Raw genomic sequence first — 21,331 nt, forward strand, 5'->3', positions numbered from 1 at the left:
CACTCATGATCAATCTCGAGACCCCCCGCAAGTTCCGCCCGTTCATCAAGCAGGCGCACCAGGTCGCCGACGAGTTCCTGCGCGCCAACTCCCGCAAGTACGACCTCGCCGAGCACGCCTACCCCAAGGAGCTCGACCTCCTGGCCTCCTTGGTCGACGGCATGGGCGACTCCGGTCAAGGACAGGGAGCCGGCGCCGCCGGCGTCCGTCGTGACGAGGACGAGACCACCGACAAGGCTGGCAAGGTCAAGAACGGCACCAACATGTCGTCCGTGCTCTCCATCATCGAGATGTGCTGGGCCGATGTGGGCCTTCTGCTCTCGATGCCCCGCCAGGGCCTCGGCAACTCGGCCATCGCCTCGGTCGCCAGCGAGGAGCAGCTCGAGCGATTCAAGGGCACGTGGGCCTCGATGGCGATCACCGAGCCGAGCTTCGGCTCGGACTCGGCCGCCATCACCACGACCGCGGTCAAGGACGGCGACGCGTACATCCTGAACGGCGAGAAGATCTTCGTCACCGCCGGTGAGCGGTCAGACTCGGTCGTGGTGTGGGCGACGCTGGACAAGAAGCTCGGCCGCGCTGCGATCAAGTCATTCCTCGTCACCAAGGACCTCCCCGGAATCCGGGTCGAGCGGTTGGAGCACAAGCTTGGGATCCGGTCGTCTGACACAGCTGTCATCGTGCTCGACAACTGCCGCGTCCCTGCGGAGAACCTGCTGGGCAATCCCGAGATCGACGCCAAAGAAGGCTTCGCGGGCGCCATGGCGACCTTCGACAACACTCGCCCGCTCGTGGCCGGGATGGCAGTGGGATGTGCCCGCGCCGCGCTCGAGGACACCCGCAGGCTGCTGGAAGAGGCTGGTGTCGTCATCGACTACGACCGACCCGCTCAGGCGCAGTCGTACGCTGCCGCAACCTTCATCGCGATGGAGGCGGACTGGGAGGCAGCACTGCTGTTGACTCTTACGGCCGCGTGGTTGGCGGACAATCGCAAACCCAACTCGATGGAGGCCTCGATGGCCAAGGCCAAGGCAGGTCGCGTCGGCAATGAGATCACGCTGCGCTGCGTCGAGCTCGCCGGCACCCTGGGCTACAGCGAGACCGAGCTGGTCGAGAAGTGGTCGCGGGATTCCAAGATTCTCGACATCTTCGAGGGTACGCAGCAGATCCAGCAGCTCATCGTTGCTCGACGGCTGCTCAACCTGACCTCGTCCGAGCTGCGCTGAGACGAGGTGTGGGTGGGCCGTCGATAGGGTTCACCCATGAGCAGTGACCTCCCGGCGGACCTCGATGTCGACTATGAGCTGACCCGGTTCATCCGTCGGGTGCGGGCCCGCTCGCTGCGGCAGCTGCCAGAGATCCACCCGTCGCTCGACTATGGGATGTTCCTGTTCCTCATCGCGATCTGCGACGCGCCCGAAGGGATCCGCGGATCCGAGCTCGCGGAGGGTCTCGCGGTGCACAAGTCGACGGCGAGCCGGGCGGTCGCTTCGTTGGAGAAGATCGGCCTGGTGTCCCGCATACCCGACCCAGATGATGGGCGAGCGCAGCTGCTGGTCGCCGAGCCCGAGACCCTCGCCAAGGTGCAGGCCTATCGCAAGCGGGCACACGGGAGGGTCTCGGAGATCCTGTCGGACTGGACCGACGACGAGGTCACGACATTCGCCCGCAGCCTGACTCGTCTCAACGACGCCGCCGAACGGCTGCCGTGAAGATATTCCACCTCGCGATCGCCGACACCTGGCACGCGGCCCAGCAGTCCGGTACGTACACCGTCTCGACGCTCGGGCTCGACCTGACCGACGTCGGCTTCATCCACTGCTCGCAGGCCGAGCAGCTCGACGGTGTGCACGAGCGCTTCTATCGCGAGGTGTCCGATCCGGTGCTGCTGCTGCTGACGATCGACACCGATCTGCTGACCTCGCCGTGGCAGCTCGACTCGGTCGTGGGCGAACCGCTCCCGTTCCCGCACATCTATGGGCCGCTGAACGTCGAAGCCGTGGTCACCGCAGAACCGTTCAGACGGTCAACATCGTCTTGATGGCCCTGCGCTCGTCCATCGCCCGGTAGCCCTCGGCGACCTGGTCGAGCGGCAACGAGAGATCGAAGACAGCTCCGGGTTGCGTCGATCCGTCCAGGATCCCGGGGAGCAGCTCCTCGATGTAGGCGCGGACCGGCGCAACACCACCGGCGATGCCGATGTTGCGCCCGAACATCGACGGCAGGTCGACGACGGCATCGTGGGGGATGCCGACATATCCGATCCGGCCGCCGGGTCGTGCGCTGCGCATCGCCTGAGCCATGCTGTCCTTGGTGCCGACGCATTCCAGGACGTGATCGGCTCCGATGCCGTCGAAGATCTCGCGCACCTGCGCGGCGCCCTCCTTGCCCCGCTCCGCCACGATCTCGTTCGCACCGAACTGTCGAGCCAGCTCCTGGCGGTCCGCATGACGGGACATCGCCACGATCGAGGCGGCGCCCAGGCGTTTTGCCGCCAGCACGGCGCTTAGACCCACGGCTCCGTCACCCACGACCACGACATTGCTGCCGGCAGTCACTCCGGCGGCGACCGCGGCGTGGTGGCCGGTCGGGAACACATCGGACAGCGTGAGGAGCTGAGGCACAAGGCTCTCGTCGGGCTGCTCGGGAGTCGCGATCAGGGTGCCGTCGGCCTGTGGCACCCGGACGAGCTCGCCCTGACCACCATCGTTCTCGACGCCATGGCGATCCGGGCGACCCCAGATCCCACCGTTCACACATGAGGTGTGGACGCCGTGCTGGCACAGCAGGCAGGTGTTGTCGGAGTACATGAACGGTGCAATCACGAAATCGCCGGGCCGCACGGCCCGGACGTCGGCGCCGACCTGCTCGACGATGTCCACGAACTCATGTCCGATCCGGACCGCGTCAGCGTTGGGGTGGAGACCCCGGTATGGCCACAGGTCCGACCCACACACGCATGCCGCAACGACACGGACGACTGCGTCGGTGTCGTGCAGGAGCTGGGGGTCGTCGACGTCGTCGAGGCGGATGTCACGGGGGGCATGGAGAACGGTGGCACGCATGGGCTCATTGTGGCAGTGCGGTCATGTGACAGGATCATTCGCATGACTGACAAGCCTGAAATCGACTTCATCGAGGGTCCCGCACCCACCGAGCTCCAGATCACCGACCTGATCGTCGGCGAGGGCGCCGAGGCAGTGCCCGGCGGTCTCGTCGACGTGCACTACGTCGGTGTCGAGTTCGACACCGGTGAGCAGTTCGACGCGTCGTGGGACCGCGGCAAGTCCGCGAAGTTCCCGCTCCCGCAGCTCATCGCCGGCTGGCAGCAGGGCATACCCGGCATGAAGGTCGGTGGCCGTCGCCAGCTCGTGTGCCCGCCGGAGCTCGCCTATGGACCGGCCGGTGGGGGACACCGCCTCTCCGGCAAGACCTTGATCTTCGTGATCGACCTGCTCGGCGTCTAACGCGGTTTACCACGGTCCCTACGCAACTATCGTCCGCCCGCGGGAGATTGTCCTCGGGCGGACGACGCTTGCCGCGGGAAGATGAACGGTTTGCCTAGGGACCGTGGTAAACCGTTCGGTGAATCGCCGGACCTCACAATCCGTCGACGAGGGCCGTGACGCGTTTGACCGAGACCGGAAATGCGGTCCGCAGGTTCTGCGCGAGCAGGCTCAGTCGCAGCTCCTCCAGGGCCCAGCGCACGTGCTGCACATCGGGGGCGAGCCGCGCCCATACCGACAGGCCGGCCGTACGCTCGTGGAATCGTGCCTCGAGCTCCTGGGTCCGCAGCAGATCGTCGCTCAGGGGGGTTGAGAGCCGTCTGCGAGCAGCCTCGAGATAGAGCGGCAGCCTGCGCAGCTGGGTGACCCCGGCCTCGCGGATGAAGCCGGGATAGACGAGCCACGACAGCTGCACACGGACATCCTCGCCGGCCTCGGTCGGCGGGGTCGGCGTGACCTCACCCAGAGCCCGGAGCACGTCGATCACGGCGTGCACGGCCTGCTCGGTCTCCTCGTATACCTCCGCGCGCACGAGCTCCCGTAGTGCGTCGAATGACTCCTCGTCCCAGACCGGACCGCCGTGGCGGTTGATCATCGGCTCGAGGGCCGCCAGCCAGCACTCCTCGATGACTGCGGCCGCGTCGGCATGCGGTCCCGTCGACAGCAACAGCTTGGCCCGCAGGTCCAGGGCGCGGCCGAGCTGCGGGACCGGGGTCGCGAGAACGAATGACAGCAGTCGCGCCTGACCCTTGACCATCGCGACCGCTTGCTCGGTGGCGCTGTCGAGCACACGCAGCGCGACCGAGGTGCCTTCGTCCACGAGAACTGGATAGCCCGTGACCTGACCTGCGGTGATGGTGCGATCGATCTCGCCGACGGTCCACCCCAGCAACCCGGACCGCTCCTCCTCGCGGGCCACCTTGGTCAGATCAGCTCGCACGTGGCTCGACAGCTCGGCACGGAGAGCCTTGAGGTCCTTGCCGCGGGCCAGCTCGACGCGGTCCTCGACGACCCGGAACGTCACTCGCAGATGGCCCGGGAGCGCAGCGAAGTTGAAGTCCTCGGGGCGTACGACCGTGCCGTTCAACAGCCGCATCTGTCGGGCCAGCTCCCCGCTCAGGTCGTTGGCGCCGGCATCCATGGCGTCGATGAGGCGAGGGGCGAACTGGCCTGCTGGGACGAACTCCCGCCGCAACCGCTTGGGCAGCGAGCGGATCAGCTCGGTCACGAGCTCGAGCCGGTGCCCCGGCACATGCCAGTCGAAGGCCCGGTCATCCACCGTGAGCAGCCTGTCGACCGGCAGATCGATCGTCACGCCGTCATCGTCCATCCCGGGCTCAAAGGCATACGTCAGCGGATATGCGTCGCCGTCGGAGTGCCATTCACGGGGGAACTCCTCGTCGGCATCCTGCGCGCCGTGGCTCAACATTGCCGGGTCGAACGTCAAGAGATCCGGCTCGGCGACACGAGTCCGTTTCCACCACGTGTCGAAGTGGCGTGTGGAGACCACGTCGGCCGGCACACGTTGGTCGTAGAACGTGTACAGAGTCTCGTCATCGACTCGCAGGTCGCGTCGGCGCAGTCGCTCCTCGAGCTCCTCGACGCCCTCGATCATCTCCCTGTTCTTGGCGTAGAACCGGTGATGCGTGCGCCACTCGCCCTGCACCAGCGCATGCCGGATGAACAGGTCGCGGGACACCACGGGATCGACCCGGCCATACTGCACGAGCCGATCGACGATGATGGGGATGCCGTAGAGCAGCACCTTCTCGCGAGCCATGACCGAGCCACGCTTGGACGACCAGTGCGGCTCGCTGTATGACCGATTGATCAGGTGCTCGCCGGCGGTCTCGACCCATTCGGGGTGGATCTTCGCGGCCGTACGCCCCCACAGTCGGCCGGTCTCCACGAGCTCGCCAACCATGACCATGCGCGGCGGCTTCCTGGCCAGGCCGGAGCCGGGGAACACCATGAACTTCGCCTGGCGCGCGCCGAGGAACTCGCGGCCGTCGAGCTCGCGCAACCCGACGTGGGACAGCAGTCCGGTCAGTAGTGCCTGATGGACGAGATCGGGGTCAACGCCGGGAGAGCCGGCCCTCATCCCGAGCTCCTTGGCGGTCCGGCGCAGCTGCGAGTGGACGTCCTGCCACTCACGGATTCGCAGGTAGTGCAGATATTCGTCGCGGCACATCCGGCGGAACGCAGAGCTCGAGAGAGTGTCGCGCTGGTCGCGGATGTACTTCCAGAGCGTCAGCCAGGACAGGAAGTCCGAGTCGGGCTCGACGAAGCGGCGATGTTTCTCATCGGCGGCCTGCTGGTGCTCGAGTGGACGTTCGCGCGGATCCTGGATCGACATCGCCGAGACGATGACCAGCACGTCGGCGAGGCAGCCGAGCCGGTCGGCGGCGAGGACCATCCGGCCGAGGCGGGGATCGGTCGGCAGCGTCGACATCTTGCGGCCGAGCTTGGTGAGCCGCTCGCCATGACCCCCATGGCCACTCAGGGCGCCGAGCTCATAGAGCAGGTTGAGTCCATCAGTGACGGCACGCGAGTCCGGCGGGTCGAGGAATGGAAAGTCCTTGATCGCGCCGAGGTCGAGGGAGGCCATCTGCAGGAGCACTGACGCGAGATTGGTGCGCTGAATCTCCGGATCGGTGAACTCCGGGCGGCCGTCGAAGTCCTCCTCGGCGTAGAGACGGATGCAGATGCCGTCGGCCACACGACCGCACCGTCCGGCTCGCTGGGCCGCGCTCGCCTGCGAGATCGGCTCGATCGGCAGCCGTTGCACCTTGAGCCGTTGGCTGAATCGGGAGATGCGCGCAAATCCGGGGTCGATGACGTGCCGAATGCCAGGCACGGTCAACGAGGTCTCCGCGACATTCGTCGCCAGCACGATCCGGCGGCCCGGGTGCGCGCTGAAGATCTTCTGCTGGTCGGCCGCCGCGAGGCGCCCGAACAGCGGAAGGATCTCGGTACGGGGATATCGCTTCGCGACCAGGTAGTCCGTCGCATCGCGGATCTCGCGCTCACCCGACATGAAGACGAGGATGTCGCCATCACGGGGCAGCTCGGTGATCGCAGCGGCGATGGCGTCTAGCTGGTCGTCCGCACCGGACTCGCCCAACGGGCGATAACGGATCTCGACGGGGTAGGTGCGCCCACTGACCTCGATGACCGGCGCGTCGAACATCTGCGCGAATCGATCGACATCGATCGTCGCCGACGTGATGACGACCTTGAGGTCGGGCCTGCGGGGGAGAAGCTGTTTGAGATAGCCCAGCAGGAAGTCGATCGCCAGGGAGCGCTCATGTGCCTCGTCGATGATGATCGTGTCGTACCGCGACAGCATCCGATCGCGCTGGAGCTCGGCCAGCAGCAGTCCGTCCGTGACCAGCTTGATCGCGGTGTCAGGGCCGCTCTGGTCGTCGAACCGGACCGCATACCCGACCTCGGCGCCCAGCTCGACGTCGCACTCCTCCGCGATCCGCTTGGCCACCGATCGCGCCGCGATGCGGCGAGGCTGAGTGTGCGCGATGTTGCGGCGACCCAGCTCGTAGGCGATCTTGGGCAGTTGGGTGGTCTTGCCGGATCCGGTCTCACCTGCCACCACGACGACCTGGTGCTTGCTGATGGCGGCGGCGATGTCGTCGTGCCGGGCAGCGATCGGCAGTGCATCGTTGTAGGCGATCTTCACAAGTTGCTCACGTGGTCGCGGAGAACGGCGTAGCCGACGAAGGAGAACACGTCGAGGATCGTGTGGGCGATCACCAGAGGGAGGACGCGGTTCGTGCGGTGGAACCAGTAGCCGAAGATCAGCCCCATCACGACATTGCCGACGGCCTGACCGAACCCTTGGTAGAGGTGGTAGGCGCCGCGCAGCAGCGCGCTCGTGACGAGGATTGCGGGCACGCCCCACCGCAGCTGGCGCAGGCGGGTCATCAAATAGCCGACGACGATGAGCTCTTCGACGACTGCGTTCTTGACCGCTGCCAGGATCAGGACGGGCACCGTCCACCAGTAGGTGTCGAGCGGACTGGTGACGATCTCGGCGGTGATGCCCATGGCGCGCCCCGCGAAGTAGAGCCCGAGACCCGGTATGCCGATGACCGCCGCCAGCAGCATCCCCCAGGCGATGTTGCTCCAGGCATCCCCCTTGTCCAGCCCGAGACGCTCCCGTACCGGCGGCTGATTGCGGTCAAGCGTCAGGAGATAGACCGCCAGCGCCACGGGCACGATCGCAAATCCCAGACCGAGGAGCTGGTAGGTCAGGTCGAGCCATTCGCGCGGGCTCTGGGAGCCGTTCAGAGTCGCCGTGGATCGCCGCAGGCCACCCGGTTGGGTCAGCTTGGCAGCCAGGCTGACGACGGAATAGACCGCAGACGCACCCAAGGACAGCCCGAGGACGATCCAGATCTCGACCTTCAGCTTGCCGTCGTTCACCGATCAGAGGTCGTCGGTGCTGAAGGTGTCGCACCGGTTGACGGAGCCGCTCTCATAGCCGGCCAGGAACCAGCGCTGACGTGACTCGCTCGAGCCGTGGGTCCAGGACTCCTGGTTGACCCGGCCGGTAGACGACTTCTGGATACGGTCGTCCCCGACCGCAGAGGCCGCCGACAGGGCCGACTGGATATCGGTGTCGGTCAGTGGCTTGAGCAGTGTGTTGCCGTCGGCGTCCTTGGTCGTAGAGGCGTGATTGGCCCAGACGCCGGCCATGCAGTCGGCCATCAGCTCGATGCGGACACCGCCGCTGAGCGGGCCGGTCTGGCCGTCCTGGCCCTTCTCAAGAAAGCCCAGGAGATTCTCCACGTGGTGCCCGTACTCGTGCGCGACGACATACTCCTGGGCCAGCGCGCCGTCGTCGGCACCGAAGCGGCTCGTGAGCTCGTCGAAGAAGCTCGCGTCGATGTAGATGCGCTGGTCGGAGGGGCAGTAGAACGGGCCGGTGGCATTGGATGCCGCGCCACAGGCGGACTGCGTCGAGCCGGAGTAGATCACGGTCTTGGCTTCTTGATACTGCCGTTGCACATCGGCCGGAAGGGCATCGGTCCAGTAGTCCTGAACGCTGTTGACCGTGCCGATGATGCGACAGGTCACGTCGCGGTTGGCGTCGGCCCCGGTCTTGCACTGGGAGAAGTCGGTCTGGGAGGTCTCGCCGCCCGGCTGGATCTGCGTGGTGTCGAACGGACTCGCGGATCCGCCGGTCAGGTCCTGCCCGAAGATGAGGCCCAAGATCAGCAGGATGATGGTGCCTGCACCGCCGCCGATCACCGCTCCGCCGCGCACTCCGCCGCCGCCGGTCACCTGACTCGTGTCGAGGGAGGCGCCCTCGTTGAAACTCATGCCCAGAGTGTACGCAGGGCGCAGGCGTGCGCTCGCCGTTAGTCTCGTGCCGTGACCTCGACAGATGCCAGCGCAAGCTTCCAGATGCCGGAGGGCCTCTCGGCCGGGGACCAGGCACGTCTCAAGGGCCTGCGTCGCATGCGGGCGCTGGCGCTTTCACTGCTGGTCCTCGCCGCCGTGGTCTATCTCCTGACCCGTGAGCAGGAGGGGTGGGTCGACTATGTCAACGCCGGCGCCGAGGCCGCCATGGTCGGTGCGATCGCCGACTGGTTCGCCGTCACCGCGCTGTTCCGCCATCCGCTCGGTCTGCCGATCCCGCACACCGCGATCATCCCCAACCGCAAGGAGTCGCTCGGCGAGAGCCTCCAGGAGTTCGTGACCGACAACTTCCTGCGCGAGGACGTCGTGCGGGAGCGCATACAGACCGCCGGTGTCAGTCGTCGCGTGGGGGAGTGGCTCGTTTCCGACGGCCACAGCGAGCGCCTGGTGGCTGAAGGCTCGCGCGTGCTCGCCGACGCACTGCGCCACGTCAAGGAGAGCGACGTGGCGGCGGTCATCGAGGAGGCGCTGATCCCGCGGCTCAAGGACGAAGAGCTCAGCCCCGTGGTGGGTCAGCTGCTCGAGGAGGTCTTACATGATGACGCGCACCGCGGACTCGTTGACTTGGCGCTCGACGAGCTGGCGCGGTGGCTCGCACACAACGAGGTCGAGGTCGCTGCGCTGATCGAGAACCGCGCTCCGTCATGGACGCCTCAGTGGGTCGACAAGCGCGTCGCCACCTGGGTCCACGAGCAGGCAGTCGAGTGGATCACCGAGATCGGCCGGACGCCCGAGCACAACGCCCGGATTGCGCTCAACAAGTGGCTCGCCGAACTGGCCAGGGACCTGCAGACCGACCCGGACACCCGTGTCCGATTCGAGCGGCTCAAGGAGCGCATGCTGTCGCAACCCCGACTGAGTGCCACGTCGGTGCAGCTGTGGGATGCGCTGCGACGTGCCCTGATCGGATCGCTCGGCGACGAGACCGGCCTGCTGCGTCGCCGCGCCCTCGAGGAGATCGAGGCCTTCGGGCAGCGCCTGATCGACGATCCCACGCTCAGCCAGCGCATTGACTCGACCGTCTCGGACGTCGCGGCATACGCCGTCAACCACTACGGCAGCGAGGTGGCCACGATCATCTCCGCCACGGTCAAGCGTTGGGACGGCAAGGAGACCGCCGAGCGGATCGAGCTGCATGTCGGTCGCGATCTGCAGTTCATCCGCATCAACGGCACCGTCGTCGGTGGGCTGGCCGGCGTCACGATCCACGCCATCTCGGCGCTTCTCTGACGCATCCCGACACGTCGGATCGCCCGGTCGTGTGGAAAACATGTGCATAACAGCGGATGTCTTGTGGGTGACCTGGGTCACTCTGTGGGTAACCGTCCCGTTCACCGCAAATAGCCCAGAAACTTCGGAAAAGCCCTTGCGCGCCCCCACGGCGGGGGCATACAAATGACCTACGCACTCCTTCGGGAGAGCGGGAAAGAATCCAGATTCGATCCCATGGCCCGCGACGCAAGTCAAAGGCAGCCGGTCAGTGATGTGGCAGGCGGGAGAGAAGAAGGATTCTGGATGAGAGAGACCATCACGCTCGATCACAATGAGGCCCCGGAAACTCATACTTTCCGGGGCCTCGACTAATTGTGGCAACTAATTCCGCGGAGTGCCAGTGCCCCGCGATGGGAGAGTCGTCACACCCCCGCACCCGATTCGGATAGCCAGTCGGGGTTTGCTAAAGTTCAGTGCTGCATCCCGCTCCTGACGGAGCGATGTCCGGGTGGCGGAATGGTAGACGCGCTAGCTTGAGGTGCTAGTGCCCTGTAAGGGGCGTGGGGGTTCAAGTCCCCCCTCGGACACAAGAAGGCAAGGGCCGGCACCGTCAAGGTTCCGGCCTTCGTCGTGTCCAGGCCCGCGGCGGCAGGCCGCAGCTGTCGCGGTAGTGGGAGCGGATGCCGGCCCACAGAGGGTCATCGGCGGAGCCGGGAGCGTCGTCGGGTTCCGGGCGTAGAGGGTACTTTGGGCGTGCCCGGCGAAACGACCAGTTCAAGGATGACCACCATGACGCGCATGGCTCCGCACAACGTCGTGCTCCACGGCCACGACCTCTCCTACGTCGACAGCGGCTCCGGCCCGGTCGTGCTCTTCATCCACGGGATCCTCGGGTCGCAACGGCAGTGGGCTCACCTGGTCGACAAGATGGATGACAACCACCGGGTTCTCGTACCCGACCTCTTCGGTCACGGCGAGTCCGCCAAGCCGCTGGGGGACTATTCGCTCAGCGCGCACGCGGCGGCCATGCGCGATCTCCTCGATCACCTCGGGATCGAGCGTGTGACGCTCGTGGGGCACTCGCTCGGCGGCGGCATCGCGATGCAGTTCTTCTACCTCTTCCCCGAGCGGGTTGATCGTCTCGTCCTGGTTGCCAGTGGCGGCCTGGGACGTGAGGTGAACCTGGTCCTGCGCTCGGCAACCCTGCCCGGTGCCGCGCAGGTTCTCAGTGTCCTCGCCTCCGCACCCGTCCTCTCACGCGTCGAGGCGCTGGGTCGTGGTGCGACGAAGGTCGGCTGGCGACCAGGCGCAGACATCGACGCGATCTGGCGGGGCTTCAGCTCGCTCGGCGACGGTGAAAGTCGGCGCGCCTTCCTCGCCACCACCCGTGCTGTCATCGACATCGGCGGGCAGAGCATCAGCGCTCACGACCACCTGGAGGGCGCGCTGCCCATCCCGACACTGATCGTGTGGGGCTCCAAGGATCGGATGATCCCGGTCTCCCACGCACTCAGCGTGGGGCGTGCGCTCCCCGACTGCCGCGTCGAGCTGTTCCAGGGCGCGGGGCACTTCCCGCACCTTGATGACCCGGACCGCTTCGCGCGCGTGCTGCGCGAGTTCATCGCTTCAGACGGGTCGAAGGACAGGCCTGCCGCGGCCGCAGACTGACCCCCTTTTCTTTTCGGCCCTGGGCAGCCGGTGCAAGGAGCGCCTCGACCAGCCGCTCATCGATCAGCTCCGGGCCTGACGGCTGGCATTCTCGTGGAACGGTGACCGTGCGCGGTGAGCGCCTGCCATCCTTCGTACATGAGTCTGGATCCTGTCTTCACCAATCCCGATCACTACGCGGTCATCTTCGAGAACGAGCGGGTTCGAGTCCTTGAGTACAACGACACGCCGGGCGATCGGACGACGCCTCACGAGCATCCCGAGAGCGTCATGTACACCCTGTCGTCGTTCCGGCGCCGTCTCGTGTCAGGTGACATTCAACGGGACGTGGAGATGGAGGCAGGAAGCGTCGGCTGGCTCTCGGCCCAAGTGCACCACGGGGAGAACATCGGCGATACGCCGACACGTGCCATTTTCGTGGAGCTCAAGGAGCCCGCCCCGACACCTGGCCCTGAGTCTCTCGGCCCGCAATCTGGCTAGCGGCCGCAGCCGGTCGGGTTCCTGAGATCGCCCGACAGCACGCCTAGGCCGTTGCCTCATCGAGGGTCGGGTAGTCGGTGTAACCCTTGGTCCCGCCGCCATAGAAGGTGTCTCCGTCCGGCTCGTTGACCTCGGCACCGTTGCGCCAGCGGACCGCGAGGTCCGGATTGGCGAGGAAGGGGCGGCCCACAGCGACGATGTCGGCGAATCCTCCGTCAATGATTTCCTCTACCTCGTCCAGGTCGGTGACCTTGGAAAATCCCGTGTTTGCGATCAGGATGCCGCCGAACCGGGCGCGGAGGTCTTGCACGAGGTCCGACGTGGGATCGGCGAGGACGCTGAGATATGCCAGGCCGAGTGGTGCGAGTCCGTCAACCAGGTGCCCGTAAGTGGCCGCGGTGTCCGCCGGGTCCTCTTCCAGCACGCCTTGGATGTTGTGGGCGGGGGAGATGCGGATGCCGACGCGGTCACCGCCGATCGCCTCGGCCACACTGGTCGCGACCTCCAGGGTCAGCCGTGCACGGTTCTCCGGAGAGCCGCCGAACTCGTCCGTGCGCTGATTGGACGACGGTGCGAGGAACTGGTGGAGCAGGTAACCGTTGGCGGCGTGGATCTCGACCCCGTCGAGTCCTGCTTCGACAGCGCTGCGAGCGGCGCTGACGAAGTCTTCGACGATGGCGGGGATCTCTTCTGTCGCGAGTGCGCGTGGGACGACATGGTCGACCGGCCCGTCGGCAGTGATCATCTTGCCGGGGGCGCTGATCGCGCTGGGCGCGACGGTCTCGAGCCCGCCCTTGTTGTCGGGGTGCGCGATGCGACCAACATGCATGAGCTGAACCACGAGGTGGCCGCCCTTGTCGTGAACGGCATGTGCGGCCTCTCGCCAGCCGGCAATCTGCTCTGGGGAGTGGATCCCCGGGGTGTTGAGGTATCCCTGTCCGACGGCGCTCGGCTGGGTGCCTTCGGTGATGATCAGGCCGGCACCGGCGCGCTGGGCGTAGTAGGTCGCGGCGATATCACGGGGGACCTGGTGCTCGCCCGCTCGATTGCGCGTGAGCGGAGCCATCACGAAGCGTTGCGGAAGATCCCACGTACCGACCTTGATCGGCTCGAACACTGTAGACATCTGTACTCCTCGACGTTGCGAAAGCGCTGCCTGTGGGCGAGCGACTCATGAGTCAACGTCGGCTGCCGACCACCATTCCCAAGGACGGGTGTGAACAACCTGACATCGCCCCAAGCCGGGTCAGGCTGGGCCAGGTCAGGCCGTGCCGGCGATGAGGAAGCTCTCGTCGGACTCCTCGAGCTGCAGGGTGACGTCCTCGGCGCGACGTTCGCCCTGGTACTCGTACTCGTATGTGTAGGACACCGTGAGCGTCTCAGGGTCGCCTTGCAGCGTCTTGACGTCGAGATCACTCACGCCACTCCAGAACCCCCTGTATCCCTCGATCCCGCCGCTCTCCTGCTGGTAGTCGGGGGTGAGCATCGCGAACCCGGCATCGGGGTCATTGCTCGCCGCGGTCAGGTAGTCGGCCGCGAACCCCTCGAGGATCTTCGCCGTGGCTTCTTGATCCGGGGGAGCCGACGTCGGCTGGCTCGCATCTGATCCGGCCCGTGGCGCGTCGGTGGCAGGATCCTCACCACCTGCGCCGAGGGCAAACGCGACCACGGCGATGATGGCCGCCGCCGCTGCACCAGCAAGCCACAGCCTCCGGCTGTTGCGATCGCGAGGGCCGGTGTCGCGACGGCCTCCGGCAGGAGTGCGTACGGGCCTCGTCGGGGCGGCGGGGGTCTCCATCGGCGCGAACGCCGCCGTAGGAGCGGGCTCCGCGTGGTCAGTGAACGGGGTGAACCCCTGCGTCGCCTCGAGGGCGAGGTCGGCCGCGGCTGTCGCCAGGGGGAGGGGAGAAAGAGGCGACTCGGTGAACGCCCCCTCGACCTCTGCCATCGTCGGCCTGTCCTCGGGGTCGCGCTGCATCATGGCCTCGACGAGGGGCGCGAGTCGCCCACCTCCCTCCAGCCGTGGAGGTTCGTCGTGGACGATGCGATACATCGCGCCGATCAGGTTCTCGCCCGCCTCATAGGGCGGCCGGCCGGCCAGGGCGTGGAAGACCGTGGCGCCGAGGGACCACACGTCGCTCGCGGCCGATGCTGTGCGCCCCGTGACGATCTCGGGGGAGAGGTAGGCGGCCGAGCCGGTGACGAGGCCGGTCTGGGTGAGAGCGGCATCCGCGTGGGCGCGGGCGATGCCGAAGTCCGACAGCTTGGCGATGCCCTCACGGGTCAGCAGGATGTTGGACGGCTTGACGTCGCGGTGCACGATGCCGTGCTCGTGAGCGGCGGCCAGCGCTCCGGCAACCTGCTCGACCACGGGGGCGACGTCCTCGATCCCCAGCGCCCCACGCTCGGCGATCAGTCCGGCCAACGTGGGGCCGTCGACATACTCCATGACCAACCACTGGTGCCCGTCGTCGAAGACGAGGTCATAGACCGCGACGACGTTCTGATGGTTGACGCGGGCAGCAAGCCGCGCCTCACGCTCGGCGCGATCGAGATCGGGCGCGCCACCGCCTGCGACCATGCCGATCTGCTTGATCGCGACGGTTCGGCCCAGCACGGAGTCGTGGCCCAGCCACACCATCCCCATGCCGCCACGACCTATCTCGTGGCGGACCTCATACCTGTCCGCGAGCATCACGCCTCCTGTTGTCAAGGACCAAACTTAGGCTGTCGCTGGTAAGAACGCATGATCGCTCCGCGCAACCGGGCCCTGCGAGCGCTACAGTGGACAGCGTACGAACCCCGCCGATCGTCTCGTGGCATCGGACTGAAGGTCCGAAGAGTCCGCGGAGCGGGAGTTGCACCGTGCCGATCACCTAGTCGATCGGTTGCATGAGTCGTCGGGGAGTGGCCCCAGGCCCGGTCCCGCTCGACGTCTCACGACGCCGCCCGGTCCACGCCGAGTGGGCGTTGCAGCATCGCCCGACCAAGTGCCGGGCACTGATGAGGAGGAAGACGTGGCCAGAAGAGGCCAGCGGCAGTCGGGGACGACTCGTTCCGCGCCCCAGCGACGCGCTCGAGGTGGCAACGACGGGATCATGTCGGTGCTCGCCCGCGCCGTACGCGAGGTCGAGGCCGGCGCGCAGCGCGGACGGGTGTCACCCTCAACGCGCACCAAGTTCCAGGTCGTCGCCCTGTTGGCCCGTGAGGAACGCATTCGCGTGAGGGCCGATTCGACCAGCACGGAGGCGCACCGCACCGAGCAGCTCAAACGCCTCGACGGGATCGGGACGATCCTGGCGCAGACAGCCGCCCGCGACACCACGTTGCTCTCACTGCTCGCCGAAGACGCCGAGGTCTCCGACGCGGCGGTCTCGCTCAAGAGCGATATGTTGCAGGCGGCGGGCCTCGAGCCGACCTCCGAGCCGGAGACCGTCAGTGAGGACGCCGCAATCCCGGCGCCGCCCGAACGCCGGGTCGTGCCGCAATCAGTCGTCTCGCGCCAGCTGGCCAACCCGTTCCTCACCCCGGACTTCGCCGCCGCAGCGTCGGCGAAGCCGCAGTCACAGCGCCTCGCGACGTGGGAGCTCCTGGGTCCACTGTTCTCGGCCTTCGAGCGTGCCGCCGGCGGGTCCAAGGCGTGCATGGACCTCCCGGAGCCTTCCGAGACCCGGGTGCCCGACGACCTCGAGCTGATGCGCCACCAGGGCCAGCTCATCGCCTCGGCCGAGGATGGGCACCGGACCTTCCTGCTTGCCGACGAACCCGGTCTGGGCAAGACAGCACAGGCTCTGCTCGCGGCGCAGGTCGCCAATGCCTACCCTCTGCTGGTCGTGGTGCCCAACGTCGTCAAGACCAACTGGGCTCGCGAGGCCGATCTCTGGACACCCCACCGGTCGACGACGGTGATCCACGGCAACGGCGACACGATCGACGGCTTCGCCGACATCGTCATCGTCAACTACGAGGTGCTCGACCGGCACGTCGGCTGGCTGGGCGACCTCGGCTTCCGCGGCATGGTGCTCGACGAGGCGCACTTCATCAAGAACAAGTCCTCCCAACGCTCACAGCACGTGCTCCAGCTGTCCGAGCGCATCCGCGCCCGCACAGCCCGCCCCTTGCTGATGGCGCTGACCGGCACACCCCTGATCAACGACATTGACGACTTCCGGGCGATCTGGCAGTTCCTGGGCTGGATCGACGACAAGAAGCCCCGCGCTGAGCTGATGCACTCGCTCGAGGACACCGGGCTGACGCCGATCGATTCGGGCTTCTATGCCGCGGCCCGCTCACGAGTCATCGACCTCGGCGTCGTACGTCGTCGCAAGATCGACGTCGCTGCGGACATCCCTGCACGACGCATCGCCGACATCCCGGTCGAGCTCGAGGACGAGGCCGGCCGATCGATCCGCGAGGCCGAGCGCCAGCTCGCCAAGCGCCTCATGTCGCGTTACCAACGCGCGCTCGAGACCCGCACGTCCGGCGTCACTGTCGAGGGCATCGACCATGAGCTCGTACGCCGGGTCGCCGGGTGGGAACGCGACGACAGCTCGAGCAAGACCGACGAGAACGTGTTCAGCATGATGCGCCGCATCGGTCAGGCCAAGGCCGGGCTCGCTGCCGACTACACCGCGCAGCTGGCCCACAGCGTCGGCAAGGTCGTGTTCTTCGCCAAGCACATCGACGTCATGGATGTCGCCGAGGACACATTCAAGCGGCGCGGCATCCGCTTCTCATCGATCCGCGGCGACCAGACCCCCAAGGCCCGTCAACAGAACATCGACGCCTTCGTCAACGATCCCGACGTCTCGGTCGTGGTCTGCTCGCTGTCCGCCGCCGGCGTGGGCATCAACCTGCAGGTGGCGTCGAACGTCGTGCTGGCTGAGCTCTCGTGGACCGACGCCGAACAGTCACAGGCCATCGACCGGGTCCACCGGATCGGTCAGGACGAGCCGGTCACCGCCTGGCGCATCATCGCCTCCCAGACCATCGACACCAAGATCGTGGAGCTCCTCGACAGCAAGGCCGGTCTTGCAGCGAGAGCGCTCGACGGCTCGGACGACGAGATCTCGATGTCCTCCGACATGCAGCTCGAGGCCCTGGTCGCACTGCTGACCGAGGCGCTGTCGGCCGCAGAGTCCGGTTCCGGCTCAACCGAGGCCTGACCGGCTTAGCAACTGGTCGGCTCAGCGACCCATCCGCGCTGGCGTCCGGTCTCGAACCACAGGCAGAGAACGCCGCGCCGACGACCGGGACCTGATGATGACCGCCGAACACCCGCATGCGCTGCTGGGTGCCTATGCGCTGGATGCGTTGGGCCGCGCCGACCGGGCACAGTTCACGGCTCATCTGGAGGCTTGCACCTTGTGTCAGGCGGAGCTCGCTGAGTTCCGGGAGACGGCCAGGCGCTTCGGTGAGGTCGAACGCCCGTCGGACTGAGACGCTCGATCCAATTCAGGCGATACGGGCCGGCATCGAACGCGGACGTGCCAGATTGCGCATCGCCGCGCAGAGCAGCTCGGCGACGTGGTCTGCCGGCAGGCCCATCACGAGAGCCGCCTGACGATAGGTGTGCCCGCCGAACCTGCAGAGGCCCAGTGCTGCCCTCTGGTCGTCCTGGAGGCCATGGAACTCATACAGCTGCGCTTCGGCCGCGGAGTCATCGACAGGCGCCAGGCTGGCGGACGTACGAGGGTGGGGTCCCCACGCTGCCCAGGCGACGTAGACGGCAGCAGAGAGCTGGCGCAACGTACAGGGTCCGGAGTGATGCGCAGCGATCGCCTGGATGACCACCCGCTCGGCGAGCTCCTGGTCGTCGGTGAGGATCCTCGCCATCAGGTGCAGCTCACTCCCGTAGTGATCGAAGACTGCCAGGACACGACTTCCACGTGGATCCACCAGTAGCTTCATGTTCGTCGCGCTCCTGTCGAGTTGCTCTCAGGTCCACAGTGGCCCAGAACCGGTCCGTGTGGGGCGGCCAAACCTATGCACTCTCGACAAGGGCGCCGCACCCGGTCACCCCCGCCTGACATATCGGCGTGCAGCCCGGTGCAGGCACACCTAGGCTCGTGGGATGCGGCTGACGGTGAAGGTGGACGGGGCAGCGGAGCTGGGCGAGCAAGCACGCAGCCTCGAAGCCGCAGACCAGGCGTTGCGTCAGAGCTTCTCCGGGTTCGACCGCGACACCGTGCGCCCGGAGGTCGAGAAGTCCGTCGACAAGATCGGTGTCGTGCTCTCGGCTGAGGAGATCACTGCCTACGCCGAGGCGATTGGCCAACGGGCCGACTTCGAGCTGACGCTTCGCTGAAGGCTCAGGCGTGGGCCGGCACCGGGACGGGGTCGCGGCGTCGAGCCACCTGCTGACGCACACGTGTGTCAACAGCGAGAGAGATGTAGAGCAGCCCAATCGCCACGACGCCGTCCATCCACCAGTGATGGCTCGTCGCGGCAACGACGAAGATCGTGAGCGGCAGGTGGAGCACGATCACCCAACGCCACCTGCTGGTGCTGGTCGCGAACACTCCCAGCGCGACCACCGCCGCCCAGCCGACGTGGATCGAGGGCATCGCCGCGAACTGATCGGAGATGCCCGTGCCCACGTCGCCATAGACGTCGAATCCGTGTGTGGCGGACAGGTCAACGAAGCCGAGCTCCTGAACGAACCGCGGAGGGGCCACCCGAACAAACCGGATAACCAGGCAGAACGCGGTCAGCCCGGCCAGCCCGTTGCGCCAGTGCGCATAATGATCGCGGTGTCGGACGAACAGCCACACCATGAACACGATCAGTCCCGGCACGTGCAAGGTGGCGTAGTAGTCGTTGGTGATCGCCGCCCACGTGTCATGGCGAATCACGAAGTGCTGCATCGAGATCTCTGTCGGCAGGTGCAGGATCTGTTGGAAGTCGTCGATTCGACGAGCCCGCTCCAGGGCACCGCTCTCGTGCGTCAAGGGCAGCTGACGAGCCAGCCTCCACACGGCGTAGAGAGCCGAGATCAACGCGAGCTCCCGCAGACCGGGGCTGATCGCGTCGCGCACTCGGCTCGGCCGGGCCGCCCGCAGGATCAGCGCTGCAAGGGCACTCAGCAGCGATGCGGCCGCTGCCTGTTCCCAGGTTGCCCAGCTCACGCGAGCGTGGCCGTTCGCTCAGGGTTCACGGCTCGATCCTACGGACCGGAGTGAGTTGATCTGGGGGATACTCGTCAAACAGTCAGCCCTGACCGGATAGTGTCCGGACCGACCCACGCCCCGGTCGTGACCAATCATCAGCAGCGAAGGACTCTCCATGGACGTGCACAACTCCTCAGCACTCGTGACAGGTGGCGCCTCCGGCCTCGGCCTGGCCACGGTCGAGGCCCTCGTGGCCGCGGGAGCCAAGGCTGTGATCATCGACCTCCCCGGCTCACCGGGCGAGGAGGTCGCAGCGCGTCTCGGCGAGTCCGTACGCTTTTCGGCCGGCGACGTGCGCGACGAGGATGCCGTCAACGCTGCCCTCGACATCGCCGCTGAGCTCGGTGACCTGCGGGTCGTCGTCAACTGCGCCGGCGTCGGCAACGCCGCCAAGACAACCGGCAAGAAGGGCCCCTTCCCGCTCGACGCGTTCAAGCGGGTCATCGACATCAATCTGATCGGCTCCTTCAACGTCCTTCGGCTCGGCGCGACCCGGATGGCTAAGCTCGAGCCCCTCGGCGAGGAGCGTGGAGTCATCATCAACACCGCGTCGGTCGCCGCATTCGACGGTCAGATCGGGCAGGCCGCCTACTCCGCGTCCAAGGGTGGGATCGTCGCCATGACCCTGCCGATCGCCCGTGACCTCGCATCGCTCGGCATCCGGGTCGTGACGATCGCCCCAGGCCTGTTCAACACGCCTCTGCTCGCCTCCCTGCCGGACGACGCCAAGGCCTCGCTCGGGCAGCAGGTGCCGCATCCCTCCCGGCTGGGGGAGCCCAGCGAGTATGGCGCGCTGGCTGCACACATCGTCGCCAACCCCATGCTCAACGGTGAAGTCATCCGGCTCGATGGTGCCATCCGGATGGCACCACGATGAGCGCGACGTTGAGGACGAAGTTCACCGAGACGTTCGGCATCGAGCACCCGATCGTCCAGGGCGGCATGCAGTGGGTCGGTCGTGCAGAGCTCGTGGCGGCGGTCGCCAACGCCGGCGCGCTGGGCATGATCACGGCGCTGACCCAACCCACGCCGGAGGACCTGGTCAAGGAGATCGCGCGCACACGCGACCTCACCGACAAGCCATTCGGCATCAACCTCACGATCCTGCCCGCGATCACCCCGCCTCCCTACGACGAATATCGTCAGGTCATCGTCGAGTCCGGCGTCACGATCGTGGAGACGGCCGGATCCAATCCCGGACCTCACCTGCCACAGTTCCACGCAGCCGGGATCAAGGTGCTGCACAAGTGCACCAGCGTCCGGCACGCGGTCAAGGCGCAGGGCCTGGGCGTCGACGGCATCAGCATCGACGGTTTCGAATGCGCCGGTCACCCCGGTGAGGACGACATCCCGGGCCTCGTACTGATCCCTGCAGCGGCCAAGCACATCACGATCCCGATGATCGCGTCCGGCGGCTTTGCCGACGCGCGCGGCCTCGTGGCGGCCCTGGCTCTCGGCGCCGATGGCGTCAACATGGGCACCCGCTTCATGTGCACGGAGGAGTCGCCGATCCACCAGAACATCAAGCAGGCGATCGTCGACTCCACCGAGCGGGACACCGAGCTGATCTTCCGTACGCTCCGCAACACTGCGCGCGTGGCCAGCAACACGGTCAGCCGTGAGGTCGTCGAGATTCTCAACGACGGGGGCCAATTCGACCAGATCAAGGATTTGGTCTCCGGCGCACGCGGCAAGACGGTCTACGAGAACGGCGATCCCGAGGCTGGCATCTGGAGTGTCGGCACCTGCCAGGGGCTCATCGACGACATCCCGGCGGCCGGGGCGCTCGTCGAGCGCATGGTCGCCGAGGCTGTGGAGCTCATCACCGGCAAGCTGGCGGCAGTCGTGGTGGCCTGA

Annotated in this window: 20 protein-coding genes and 1 tRNA gene; 13 read left to right on the forward strand and 8 right to left on the reverse strand. The window is 66.7% G+C overall.

Features of this window, described 5'->3' with window-relative positions; genetic code table 11:
- The first annotated feature begins 5 nt into the window (after positions 1–5).
- From WKF39_RS13520 to WKF39_RS13530, 3 genes are read left to right on the forward strand one after another with little or no spacing between them, the layout of a single operon-like run.
- The gene (locus tag WKF39_RS13520; protein ID WP_340389271.1) at positions 6–1,226 is read left to right on the forward strand and encodes an acyl-CoA dehydrogenase family protein; all 1,221 of its coding nucleotides are present in this window, start codon (positions 6–8) and stop codon (positions 1,224–1,226) included.
- A gap of 36 nt (positions 1,227–1,262) precedes the next feature.
- On the forward strand, positions 1,263–1,712 hold the full coding sequence (locus WKF39_RS13525) for a MarR family transcriptional regulator (RefSeq protein WP_340389273.1): 450 nt from the start codon (positions 1,263–1,265) through the stop codon (positions 1,710–1,712).
- Positions 1,709–2,041 (forward strand): DUF952 domain-containing protein, encoded by a 333-nt coding sequence (locus tag WKF39_RS13530; RefSeq protein ID WP_340389275.1) that lies wholly within the window; start codon positions 1,709–1,711, stop codon positions 2,039–2,041. Before WKF39_RS13525 ends, WKF39_RS13530 begins: the two co-directional genes overlap by 4 nt.
- Here WKF39_RS13530 and WKF39_RS13535 read toward each other — a convergent pair.
- Positions 2,019–3,065, reverse strand: coding sequence for a zinc-binding dehydrogenase (locus tag WKF39_RS13535; RefSeq protein ID WP_340389277.1), 1,047 nt, complete (start codon positions 3,063–3,065; stop codon positions 2,019–2,021). The two genes, WKF39_RS13530 and WKF39_RS13535, sit on opposite strands and share 23 nt — an antisense overlap.
- A gap of 42 nt (positions 3,066–3,107) precedes the next feature.
- Between WKF39_RS13535 and WKF39_RS13540 the strand changes: the two genes are divergently transcribed.
- Positions 3,108–3,467: an FKBP-type peptidyl-prolyl cis-trans isomerase gene (locus WKF39_RS13540; protein ID WP_340389279.1), complete on the forward strand. Its 360-nt coding sequence runs from the start codon at positions 3,108–3,110 to the stop codon at positions 3,465–3,467.
- A 133-nt stretch (positions 3,468–3,600) separates the two neighbouring features.
- Here WKF39_RS13540 and hrpA read toward each other — a convergent pair whose 3' ends face one another.
- Genes hrpA through WKF39_RS13555 form a run of 3 tightly spaced genes read right to left on the reverse strand, consistent with a single transcriptional unit; the run spans position 3,601 to position 8,846 of the window.
- Positions 3,601–7,200 carry an ATP-dependent RNA helicase HrpA gene (gene hrpA, locus WKF39_RS13545; RefSeq protein WP_340389281.1) on the reverse strand — a complete coding sequence of 1,200 codons (3,600 nt, stop codon included), beginning with the start codon at positions 7,198–7,200 and terminating at the stop codon, positions 3,601–3,603.
- A complete protein-coding gene (locus tag WKF39_RS13550; protein ID WP_340389283.1) occupies positions 7,197–7,946 on the reverse strand; it encodes a CPBP family intramembrane glutamic endopeptidase in 750 nt (249 codons plus the stop codon). Before WKF39_RS13550 ends, hrpA begins: the two co-directional genes overlap by 4 nt.
- A 3-nt stretch (positions 7,947–7,949) precedes the next feature.
- The gene (locus WKF39_RS13555) at positions 7,950–8,846 is read right to left on the reverse strand and encodes a neutral zinc metallopeptidase (protein WP_340389285.1); all 897 of its coding nucleotides are present in this window, start codon (positions 8,844–8,846) and stop codon (positions 7,950–7,952) included.
- Between the two features lie 51 nt (positions 8,847–8,897).
- Here WKF39_RS13555 and WKF39_RS13560 point away from each other — a divergent pair, with 51 nt between their 5' ends.
- The 4 genes from WKF39_RS13560 (at position 8,898) to WKF39_RS13575 (ending at position 12,305) form a co-directional block, all read left to right on the forward strand.
- On the forward strand, positions 8,898–10,175 hold the full coding sequence (locus tag WKF39_RS13560) for a DUF445 domain-containing protein (RefSeq protein ID WP_340389287.1): 1,278 nt from the start codon (positions 8,898–8,900) through the stop codon (positions 10,173–10,175).
- A 484-nt stretch (positions 10,176–10,659) separates the two neighbouring features.
- Positions 10,660–10,744 (forward strand) — tRNA-Leu (locus WKF39_RS13565).
- Between the two features lie 202 nt (positions 10,745–10,946).
- A complete protein-coding gene (locus WKF39_RS13570) occupies positions 10,947–11,825 on the forward strand; it encodes an alpha/beta fold hydrolase (RefSeq protein ID WP_340389289.1) in 879 nt (292 codons plus the stop codon).
- 138 nt (positions 11,826–11,963) lie between these two features.
- The gene (locus WKF39_RS13575) at positions 11,964–12,305 is read left to right on the forward strand and encodes a hypothetical protein (RefSeq protein ID WP_340389291.1); all 342 of its coding nucleotides are present in this window, start codon (positions 11,964–11,966) and stop codon (positions 12,303–12,305) included.
- Between the two features lie 43 nt (positions 12,306–12,348).
- Here the strand turns inward: WKF39_RS13575 and WKF39_RS13580 are convergent, their stop codons facing one another.
- Together WKF39_RS13580 and WKF39_RS13585 are read right to left on the reverse strand one after the other, a co-directional pair.
- The gene (locus WKF39_RS13580; protein WP_340389293.1) at positions 12,349–13,431 is read right to left on the reverse strand and encodes an alkene reductase; all 1,083 of its coding nucleotides are present in this window, start codon (positions 13,429–13,431) and stop codon (positions 12,349–12,351) included.
- A 135-nt stretch (positions 13,432–13,566) separates the two neighbouring features.
- Entirely contained in the window at positions 13,567–15,000 is a 1,434-nt protein-coding gene (locus tag WKF39_RS13585) for a serine/threonine-protein kinase (protein ID WP_340389295.1), read from the reverse strand.
- A 322-nt stretch (positions 15,001–15,322) separates the two neighbouring features.
- Here WKF39_RS13585 and WKF39_RS13590 point away from each other — a divergent pair, with 322 nt between their 5' ends.
- Both WKF39_RS13590 and WKF39_RS13595 read left to right on the forward strand, forming a co-directional pair.
- Entirely contained in the window at positions 15,323–17,470 is a 2,148-nt protein-coding gene (locus WKF39_RS13590) for a DEAD/DEAH box helicase (RefSeq protein ID WP_340389297.1), read from the forward strand.
- A 97-nt stretch (positions 17,471–17,567) separates the two neighbouring features.
- Positions 17,568–17,744 (forward strand): zf-HC2 domain-containing protein, encoded by a 177-nt coding sequence (locus tag WKF39_RS13595; RefSeq protein ID WP_340389299.1) that lies wholly within the window; start codon positions 17,568–17,570, stop codon positions 17,742–17,744.
- A 15-nt stretch (positions 17,745–17,759) separates the two neighbouring features.
- Here WKF39_RS13595 and WKF39_RS13600 read toward each other — a convergent pair whose 3' ends face one another.
- Positions 17,760–18,215 carry a hypothetical protein gene (locus WKF39_RS13600; RefSeq protein WP_340389301.1) on the reverse strand — a complete coding sequence of 152 codons (456 nt, stop codon included), beginning with the start codon at positions 18,213–18,215 and terminating at the stop codon, positions 17,760–17,762.
- Positions 18,216–18,378: 163 nt separating this feature from the next.
- Here WKF39_RS13600 and WKF39_RS13605 point away from each other — a divergent pair, with 163 nt between their 5' ends.
- Positions 18,379–18,612 carry a hypothetical protein gene (locus WKF39_RS13605; RefSeq protein WP_340389303.1) on the forward strand — a complete coding sequence of 78 codons (234 nt, stop codon included), beginning with the start codon at positions 18,379–18,381 and terminating at the stop codon, positions 18,610–18,612.
- A gap of 4 nt (positions 18,613–18,616) precedes the next feature.
- On the opposite strand, the gene WKF39_RS13610 is transcribed toward WKF39_RS13605, so the two are convergent.
- Complete coding sequence (locus tag WKF39_RS13610) at positions 18,617–19,432, reverse strand: phosphatase PAP2 family protein (protein ID WP_340389305.1); 816 nt, start codon at positions 19,430–19,432, stop codon at positions 18,617–18,619.
- Positions 19,433–19,589: 157 nt separating this feature from the next.
- On the opposite strand from WKF39_RS13610, the gene WKF39_RS13615 reads away from it, so the two are divergent.
- On the forward strand, positions 19,590–20,351 hold the full coding sequence (locus WKF39_RS13615; protein ID WP_340389307.1) for a 3-hydroxyacyl-CoA dehydrogenase: 762 nt from the start codon (positions 19,590–19,592) through the stop codon (positions 20,349–20,351).
- The gene (locus tag WKF39_RS13620) at positions 20,348–21,331 is read left to right on the forward strand and encodes a nitronate monooxygenase (protein ID WP_340389309.1); all 984 of its coding nucleotides are present in this window, start codon (positions 20,348–20,350) and stop codon (positions 21,329–21,331) included. Before WKF39_RS13615 ends, WKF39_RS13620 begins: the two co-directional genes overlap by 4 nt.

Source organism: Aeromicrobium sp., from assembly GCF_037719875.1.
Taxonomy (GTDB): Bacteria; Actinomycetota; Actinomycetes; order Propionibacteriales; family Nocardioidaceae; genus Aeromicrobium.

What these genes read in the sequence shown, in the direction of transcription:
- WKF39_RS13520 (WP_340389271.1), top strand. Translation starts at nt 6, where the DNA reads ATGATCAATCTCGAGACCCCCCGCAAGTTCCGCCCGTTCATCAAGCAG.
- WKF39_RS13605 (WP_340389303.1), top strand. Translation starts at nt 18,379, where the DNA reads ATGCGGCTGACGGTGAAGGTGGACGGGGCAGCGGAGCTGGGCGAGCAA.
- WKF39_RS13525 (WP_340389273.1), top strand. Translation starts at nt 1,263, where the DNA reads ATGAGCAGTGACCTCCCGGCGGACCTCGATGTCGACTATGAGCTGACC.
- WKF39_RS13615 (WP_340389307.1), top strand. Translation starts at nt 19,590, where the DNA reads ATGGACGTGCACAACTCCTCAGCACTCGTGACAGGTGGCGCCTCCGGC.
- WKF39_RS13600 (WP_340389301.1), bottom strand. Translation starts at nt 18,215, where the DNA reads ATGAAGCTACTGGTGGATCCACGTGGAAGTCGTGTCCTGGCAGTCTTC.
- WKF39_RS13620 (WP_340389309.1), top strand. Translation starts at nt 20,348, where the DNA reads ATGAGCGCGACGTTGAGGACGAAGTTCACCGAGACGTTCGGCATCGAG.
- WKF39_RS13595 (WP_340389299.1), top strand. Translation starts at nt 17,568, where the DNA reads ATGACCGCCGAACACCCGCATGCGCTGCTGGGTGCCTATGCGCTGGAT.
- WKF39_RS13570 (WP_340389289.1), top strand. Translation starts at nt 10,947, where the DNA reads ATGACGCGCATGGCTCCGCACAACGTCGTGCTCCACGGCCACGACCTC.
- WKF39_RS13575 (WP_340389291.1), top strand. Translation starts at nt 11,964, where the DNA reads ATGAGTCTGGATCCTGTCTTCACCAATCCCGATCACTACGCGGTCATC.
- WKF39_RS13580 (WP_340389293.1), bottom strand. Translation starts at nt 13,431, where the DNA reads ATGTCTACAGTGTTCGAGCCGATCAAGGTCGGTACGTGGGATCTTCCG.
- WKF39_RS13540 (WP_340389279.1), top strand. Translation starts at nt 3,108, where the DNA reads ATGACTGACAAGCCTGAAATCGACTTCATCGAGGGTCCCGCACCCACC.
- WKF39_RS13585 (WP_340389295.1), bottom strand. Translation starts at nt 15,000, where the DNA reads ATGCTCGCGGACAGGTATGAGGTCCGCCACGAGATAGGTCGTGGCGGC.
- WKF39_RS13535 (WP_340389277.1), bottom strand. Translation starts at nt 3,065, where the DNA reads ATGCGTGCCACCGTTCTCCATGCCCCCCGTGACATCCGCCTCGACGAC.
- WKF39_RS13555 (WP_340389285.1), bottom strand. Translation starts at nt 8,846, where the DNA reads ATGAGTTTCAACGAGGGCGCCTCCCTCGACACGAGTCAGGTGACCGGC.